Source organism: Pseudomonas sp. KCJK9058 (assembly GCF_046230975.1).
GTDB classification, from domain to species: Bacteria; Pseudomonadota; Gammaproteobacteria; order Pseudomonadales; family Pseudomonadaceae; genus Aquipseudomonas; species Aquipseudomonas alloputida.
Genome location: NZ_JBJJLR010000096.1, coordinates 1 through 3,052, shown reverse-complemented (window position 1 = coordinate 3,052; position 3,052 = coordinate 1). Strand labels below are relative to the sequence as shown.

Annotated in this window: 3 protein-coding genes; all 3 read right to left on the bottom strand. The window is 63.0% G+C overall.

Annotated elements, in window-relative coordinates; all coding sequences use genetic code 11:
* Window positions 1-1,519 (bottom strand): DUF5666 domain-containing protein (locus tag ACK59Z_RS25695; RefSeq protein WP_409293966.1); only part of this gene is annotated, 1,519 nt, incomplete at its 3' end.
* On the bottom strand, window positions 1,516-2,361 hold the full coding sequence (locus ACK59Z_RS25690; protein ID WP_003254799.1) for a DUF6502 family protein: 846 nt from the start codon (window positions 2,359-2,361) through the stop codon (window positions 1,516-1,518). The genes ACK59Z_RS25690 and ACK59Z_RS25695, both read right to left, overlap by 4 nt.
* Before the next feature lie 191 nt (window positions 2,362-2,552).
* Window positions 2,553-2,963, bottom strand: coding sequence for a hypothetical protein (locus ACK59Z_RS25685; protein WP_409293968.1), 411 nt, complete (start codon window positions 2,961-2,963; stop codon window positions 2,553-2,555).
* Window positions 2,964-3,052 lie beyond the last annotated feature (89 nt).

Below are 3,052 nucleotides of genomic sequence, written 5' to 3'. Positions count from 1 at the left end.
CCTTCTCGACCTTCTCGACCTTCTCGACCTTCTCGACTTTCTCGACCTTCTCGACCTTCTCGACCTTCTCGACCTTCTCGACCTTCTCGGGCTTCTCGACCTTGTCTACTTTTTCGACCTTTCCGGTGTTTTCGACTTCGACCTTCTCAACCCGATCGGAGCTTCCACTGTTGCTGCGCGTCGATTGCTCCAATGCGTCGAGGTGTACCGACTTTCCCGACTTTTCACCGCTGCCATGGTCACTGGAGCCGTCAACGGCACTGCGCCCACTGAGATCATCGCTGTTTTCATCGCGATCGCTGGCCCCATCGCTTGCGCCATGACCGCTGCTGGAGTCACCGGAGCTACTTCCGTCATGCTCACCACCGTGCCCCGACTGGCTTCTGTCAGGATTGTCGACACGGTCGTCCTGGAATTCCACGCGGGTTGCCCGCAGCTCGTGAGTTCCATTGAGCACCCCGCTCACCCGCACACGTTGATCAAGCGCCAACGCCGCTGGCTGCCGGCCGACAATTACGGTGCCCTGCCCCAATGTCACATTGAGACCTGCAACCACCAACTGCCGAGCTTGTGTGTGCTGTACCAGCCCTTCAACCACCGCCTGCTGGACACGACCAGCAAAAGGCAGGCTCGGGTCTGGACGGGTTTGTGCCACTTCAAGCTGGCGCCCGGTCCACTGGCCGCGCACCAGCACCTCACGAGCAGGCGCCACACGGGTACCCAACTTCAACCCTTGAAGGCTGCCAGTGCGATCAACCGCGCCGATGGCGCTGGCCTCCCTCAACCCCGGTGCCCGTTCGATACGGGTCGCCACGACTTCTCCCCGGGCATCGCGCAGGCCGCTGACCCTCACGGGCTCACCCGGGCGCAACCCTTCAGCTACCCGCGCGCCAGCGGCCAGCCGCACGGGTTGGCCCATGACCCGCAGCGGGGCCGAGGCATTGGGCAGCGCCGTCAACGGCCCTTCGAAGACGTTGAGGATCGAAATGCGCCCCGCTTGCAGGCCGCGCTGGGTGGCGAATGCCTCCACCGCCACCACCTGCCCGATCGCCAGGTGACCACTGCTGGCAGGCGCACCGTTTTCACTCACCGGTACGTCCTTGCCATAGTGCACTTCCATGCCATTGACGCAGATCGAGGCGAAGCCGGTGATGGTACCGACGATGCCTGTACCCCCAGTACCACCCGGGCGCAGGATCGGCGTACCGGTACCACCGACATCACCGTGGTGCTGATCAAAGTAGGTGCCGTCCACACCCTCCGCCACCGCGCCTGTGCCGCCTGTACCACCCGGGCGTTGCTGGACTGGGGCACCTGTGCCACCGACGCCGCCATTTTCATTGCGTACACCGGTGCCGCCCATACCGCCGGGAAACTGCAGGCCTGCGGCACCGGCCATACCCATCTCGTCACGGCTGACACACACCGGCGCTGCGGCCACCTCGGCCGGGGCCATCAGGTTCCCCCCGAAAACCAGGGCAAGCATGACAGCACTGAGGTAGCGCACAGGAAGAGTCATGGGCCGGGTGTCTTCGACGGGTCGGAATCGGTAGCTTCAGTGTAGAAATAAAGCCCGACAGTGATGCGCTGACGTTGTTCGATACCGGGCTCATCAGCACTCTCCAACGCTGCTGCAAGCCGGCTGAAGGCAAGTAGTGTCTGCATGCCATCCTTGGCTACCACATCTCGCAAATGCTCGACGCTGGCCGGGCTCAAGGCATCGTAGTGCACGCTACGCTCAAAAAATGGCGGGCCTTCGCCGCTGAGGTTGTGCACCGCCGCACAGGCATGGTCATGCAGGTTGTGGCCGAAGTACGCAGCCTTTTCATCAAAACCCTTCTGTGGCACGAATGCATGGGCTTCCAGGTGCACGCAATCCTGCTCATCGAGCCGCACGACGCCCAGGCGCAACCATTCGTCCAGCACCACCCGGCCGCGGATATCGGTGCTGACCTTGGCGACCAGGGCGTCGAATGAGCAATCGCCACCCACACTGGCTAGCCGCGCAAGCGCCCTCGCCTGGCCGGGTGCCGAGCAGAATGGTGGGGTGTTGGTCCATACATTGACCAACTGTGCACCTAGCGTGATGTTATCCGGCAGGGCCGCAATTGCAGTGTCACCCTCATTACGCAGCCGCCGGACATCTTTACGATGTACGCCGGTAAGCAGGCTGATGCGGCTATCGGTTGGCGCGGTGTCGTTCAGGCGAAACTCGCGATGGGCCACATCGACGAACACCTCCTTGAGCAGGTCGGTGAACATCGTGTAGGTAACCCCTTTGCGCAGCATCAGGCGCACCAGCGGGCGCATCACACGCCGCAGCGCACTCAGCATCGACGGGGGTAAGACAGGCGATTGCATCGAGGGCATTCCTTGACAGAGGCACCCAGTATAAGACGCGGGAATTAATCCCACGCAAACCGCAATCATATCCCGGCATGGACGAGGAAAAAGCTGTCAGCGCTCATTGGAAATGACGTGATAAAGGCGAGACAGGCCAGAACCTGCTCATACAAAACCCGTCCGCTGGGTTTTGTATGGGCCACTTCGGGTCAGCGCCAATCAGCTTCTGCTGTTGTCATCCCCGGCCTCGCCGCCGGCATGAACACCGTGGTCATCACCGGGTTCGCCACCCACATGGTTGCCGTGATCATCGCCAGGTTCGCCACCAACATGATTGCCGTGATCATCGCCAGGCTCAGCGCCGACATGATTACCATGATCATCCCCGGGTTCCCCACCCGCGTGATTGCCATGATCGTCACCCGCTTCAGCATGGTTGCTGCTGCGCCCAGCGTTCGAATTACCGTCGTGGCCACTGCCACTGTTGCCGGCATGGCCACCACCGTCACCGCCGCTGCCGTGGCCACCACTTCCGCTTCCGCCACCATGGCCACGGCAGCGTAGGCGCCGGGCGCGGCCCTGCCGGCGACACGGGCCCCGCCCACCACGGCGAATCCCACGTCGGGGGCAGGGGCGACCCCGCCGGAGCCCGGAGCGGGCCAGGGCCACCCGCGGAGGGGGAAGCCGCGGATGGGTACGTGAAGCATTC

Excerpts from the sequence above, each read along its gene's own strand:
- ACK59Z_RS25690 (WP_003254799.1), bottom strand. The coding sequence starts at position 2,361 with ATGCAATCGCCTGTCTTACCCCCGTCGATGCTGAGTGCGCTGCGGCGT.